The sequence below is a fragment of the Pantoea sp. CTOTU49201 genome (genome assembly GCF_032054795.1).
Taxonomy (GTDB): domain Bacteria; phylum Pseudomonadota; class Gammaproteobacteria; order Enterobacterales; family Enterobacteriaceae; genus Pantoea; species Pantoea symbiotica.
Genome location: NZ_DAMBSA010000456.1, coordinates 1 through 3,496 on the forward strand (window position 1 = coordinate 1; position 3,496 = coordinate 3,496).

The 3,496-nt window shown below is 56.3% G+C and carries 4 protein-coding genes and 1 pseudogene; 2 read left to right on the forward strand and 3 right to left on the reverse strand.

All coding sequences use genetic code 11. The features are described from left to right. Both RTY00_RS22015 and RTY00_RS22020 read left to right on the forward strand, forming a co-directional pair. Nucleotides 1–351, forward strand: a 351-nt coding sequence (locus RTY00_RS22015; protein ID WP_312666235.1) for a DUF1615 family protein, incomplete at its 5' end; no start/stop codon positions are given. A 63-nt stretch (nucleotides 352–414) separates the two neighbouring features. Then, nucleotides 415–1,122 (forward strand): Bax inhibitor-1 family protein, encoded by a 708-nt coding sequence (locus tag RTY00_RS22020; RefSeq protein ID WP_008102687.1) that lies wholly within the window; start codon nucleotides 415–417, stop codon nucleotides 1,120–1,122. Between the two features lie 51 nt (nucleotides 1,123–1,173). Here the strand turns inward: RTY00_RS22020 and RTY00_RS22025 are convergent, their stop codons facing one another. The 3 genes and pseudogenes from RTY00_RS22025 to RTY00_RS22035 form a co-directional block, all read right to left on the reverse strand. After that, nucleotides 1,174–2,148 (reverse strand): lysylphosphatidylglycerol synthase domain-containing protein, encoded by a 975-nt coding sequence (locus tag RTY00_RS22025; RefSeq protein ID WP_312666238.1) that lies wholly within the window; start codon nucleotides 2,146–2,148, stop codon nucleotides 1,174–1,176. After that, entirely contained in the window at nucleotides 2,148–3,392 is a 1,245-nt protein-coding gene (gene clsB / locus RTY00_RS22030; protein WP_312666240.1) for a cardiolipin synthase ClsB, read from the reverse strand. The genes RTY00_RS22025 and clsB overlap by 1 nt, the downstream gene beginning before the upstream one ends. Next, nucleotides 3,389–3,496 (reverse strand): annotated as a pseudogene (locus RTY00_RS22035) (EEP domain-containing protein); the annotation flags it as partial. The pseudogene RTY00_RS22035 and the gene clsB, both read right to left, overlap by 4 nt.

Sequence of the window (3,496 nt, forward strand, 5' to 3'; positions counted from 1 at the left end):
ATTGCGCGCGCCAGCGGCATCAAGCTGGAACTGGATGGCGATTTGATTATGTATGGCAGCGAGCAGGCCGGCTCCACCGAACTGGCGGTACGCAGTCTGAGCAAGCAGCTGGATATGAGCAATCGTGAAATCCGCCGCGATCTGGAGAAGGGCGACACCGAAGATTTTGCCAAGAGCACGCTGTGGAAGCAGACCTTTATTCTCGCCGATAAGATGGCCGGAAAACCGCTGCCGCGCGAAATACTGCCGGGCATCAAACTTGAGAGCCCGAAAATCACCCGCAATCTCACCACCGCGTGGTTTGCCCAGCGCGTTAATGGCCGCTATCAACAGTGCTTGACGCGCCGTTGACGCAAACGGGTGTACACTCCACACTTACAGAGTTTGTTAACGTAAAAGCTAATGAGGCGCTTCATGGATCGATATCCACGTAATGATTCAATCGTGCAGCAGGCATCCACCTCGCTGCAGACCTACATGGCGCAGGTGTATGGCTGGATGACCTGCGGCTTGCTGCTCACCGCGTTTGTTTCGTGGTTTGCTGCCCGCACACCTGCAGTAATGGAACTGGTGTTTGCTAACCGTATTACTTTCTTTGGTCTGATCATCGCGCAGCTGGCGCTGGTGTTTGTGCTGTCTGGCATGGTGCAACGGATGAGCGGCGCGGTCGCCACCGCGCTGTTTATGCTCTATTCGGCGCTGACTGGTCTGACAATGGCGAGTATTTTCCTCGTCTACACCTATTCATCGATTGCCAGCACCTTCTTTGTGACGGCGGGGATGTTCGGTGCCATGAGCTTCTACGGTTACACCACCAAGCGCGACCTGAGCCGTTTTGGCAGCCTGCTGTTTATGGCACTGATCGGTATTTTGCTGGCGTCGCTGGTGAACTTCTGGCTGAAAAGCCCGGCACTGATGTGGGCGATTACCTATATCGGCGTGGTGGTGTTTGTCGGCTTAACCGCTTATGACACGCAGAAGCTGAAAGCCATTGGCGAGAACATCAACGTGAATGACAAAGAGAACCTGCGTCGCACCTCCATCATGGGCGCACTGACGCTGTATCTCGACTTCATCAACCTGTTCCTGATGCTGCTGCGCATCTTCGGCAACCGCCGCTAATCCTCGTATATCTTCGTAGGGTCGCCATTCATGGCGACCCTACGAAGATCTTCAGCGCGAAATAGATTTCTCCATCTTCTGCTCATTCTTCTGCCGCAAATGCTTTGCGCGGCTCTCCAGCCACAAATAGAGCACCAGCGCCACCAACAGCGGCAGGATAAAGTAGAGCACGCGATAAGCCAGCAGCGCCGCGATAATGCTGCCGTGCGAAGCATGTTGCCCACTCAGCAGCGCCAAAAATACCGCTTCCAGCACGCCAATCCCGGCCGGGATATGAATAATCACGCCCGCGATACTGCTGATCAACAGCACGCCCAGCACGATGGGATAATCCACCTGACGCGCCAGCAGCAGCCAGATAATCATGCCCATCACCATCCAGTTGGCGCAGGAGACGGCAAACTGGAACAGCGCCATGCGCAGCGAAGGCAGCTGCAGATGCTGGCCTTTTACCGTCCAGCGGCGCTTCTTCGCAAAGGCGCACGCCCACAAATAGACCGCAACCATCACCAGCAGCACCGCGCCAATAATGCGCAGCGTGGTTTCACCAATGAACCAGCCGGAAGGAATTGGCACCATGCCCGCCGCAAACACCACGCCGGCCAGCAGAATATAGCCGAGCCAATTGGTGGCGATGCTCAGCGAGAAAATGCGCGTAATGGTGTTTCCCGGCAAACCGAGTCGCGAGTAGAGCCGATAACGCATCGCCACGCCGCCAACCCAGGTGCTGAGCGTCAGGTTGAAGGCATAACAGATAAACGACACCAGCATCACCTGACGCTTCGCCAGCTTATGGCCGCAGTAAGCGCGTCCAATCAGGTCGTACAAGCCATAGGTCAGATAACTCACCACCACCAGCGCGGCAGCGCTCAGCACTACATAACGGTTATAACCGACGATAACTGTGTAAACGTCTTCCCAGTTCACCTTGCGCGCATACACCACCAGCAGCACGATCACCGCGATAAAAAATAGCCAGGTGAGGATTTTCTTCGCCAGTTGCCAGCGCGGATTCTTCTTCGACATTAGGGTTTCGCTCCTGGATTATCGGCTTCAACCCGATCCTGGGTTTCCATTTCAGGCTGCACCGGCGGCGCAACCTGCGACAAGCGCGGCGTATGTGCAGGCAACCAACCGGCGATAGCCGGGAAGTGGCGTAAAAAGTGGAACACAATCACGCCTTTGGTCAGCTGCCACCAGTTGCGCGGCGGCAGCTTGTCATCTTCCACGCGCACGCAATCCTGCTGAATCAGCAACTCCAGATTGTCGCGCAGCGTCTGGTTGAAGGCGCGATCGTGCACCATCAAATTGGCTTCCAGATTGAGGGATAAACTCAGCGGATCGAGGTTGCTGGAGCCGACGGTGGACCACTGCTGATCCTGCACCGCAATTTTGCCGTGCAGCGGGCGGCGGCAGTATTCATACACTTCTACGCCACCATCGACCAAATAGTTGTAAAGCAATTCGGCCCCGACCTTAACGATCGGCATATCGGGTTCGCCCTGCACAATCAGCCTGACGCGCACGCCGCGCTGTGCCGCGCTGCGCATCTCGCGCAGCAGACGATAGCCGGGGAAGAAGTAGGCGTTGGCGATGATCACATCCTTCTGAGCCTTGCGCAGCATGGCGAGATAGTGCTGCTCAATGTCGTCGCGGTGCTCGTCGTTATCGCGATAGACAAACAGCACCTGCGCTTCACTGGGCATGGCGTTAACCGCTGGGCGGTGGGAACGCGCACCCCACCAGCGCCGCGTGTGCTGTTCGCTGCCCATTTGTTGCTGCACATATTGGGCAATATCCAGCACCACCGGGCCTTTCACCTCCACCGCATAATCCTGCTTGGCTTCTGCACCGAAATCGATGTTGTGTTCGGCGGAGAAGTTGATGCCACCGACAAAGGCGATCGCTTCATCGATCACCACGATTTTGCGATGCAAACGGCGGAACACGTTGGTGCGCATGCCGAGCACTAACGGACGCGGATCGTAATAGATAAAGCGCACGCCAGCGGCGGTCAGGCTATTAACAAATCGATCGGAGAGATCCGGCGAGCCGTAGCCATCGACCATCACTTCAACTTTCACTCCACGCTGCGCTGCTTTAAGCAGTGCTTCGTGCAGGTCGTTACCCACTTCATCCTCAAACAGAATAAAGGTTTCCAGCAGCAGCGTGCGCTCGGCGCGCTGAATCGCGCCCAACACGCGCGGGAAAAATTCGTCACCGTTCTCAAGCAAACGGAGCTGATTACCGTCGCGCCAATTGAAACTCATAGGAAAATCTCCACCGCTAATGGCGCATGATCGGACAGGTGTGACCAGGGTTTAACCGGCAGCGCCCACGGCTTACTGACCGTGGCGTTGCGGATGTAGATACG

Excerpts from the sequence above, each read along its gene's own strand:
- clsB (WP_312666240.1), bottom strand. The coding sequence starts at position 3,392 with ATGAGTTTCAATTGGCGCGACGGTAATCAGCTCCGTTTGCTTGAGAAC.
- RTY00_RS22025 (WP_312666238.1), bottom strand. The coding sequence starts at position 2,148 with ATGTCGAAGAAGAATCCGCGCTGGCAACTGGCGAAGAAAATCCTCACC.
- RTY00_RS22020 (WP_008102687.1), top strand. The coding sequence starts at position 415 with ATGGATCGATATCCACGTAATGATTCAATCGTGCAGCAGGCATCCACC.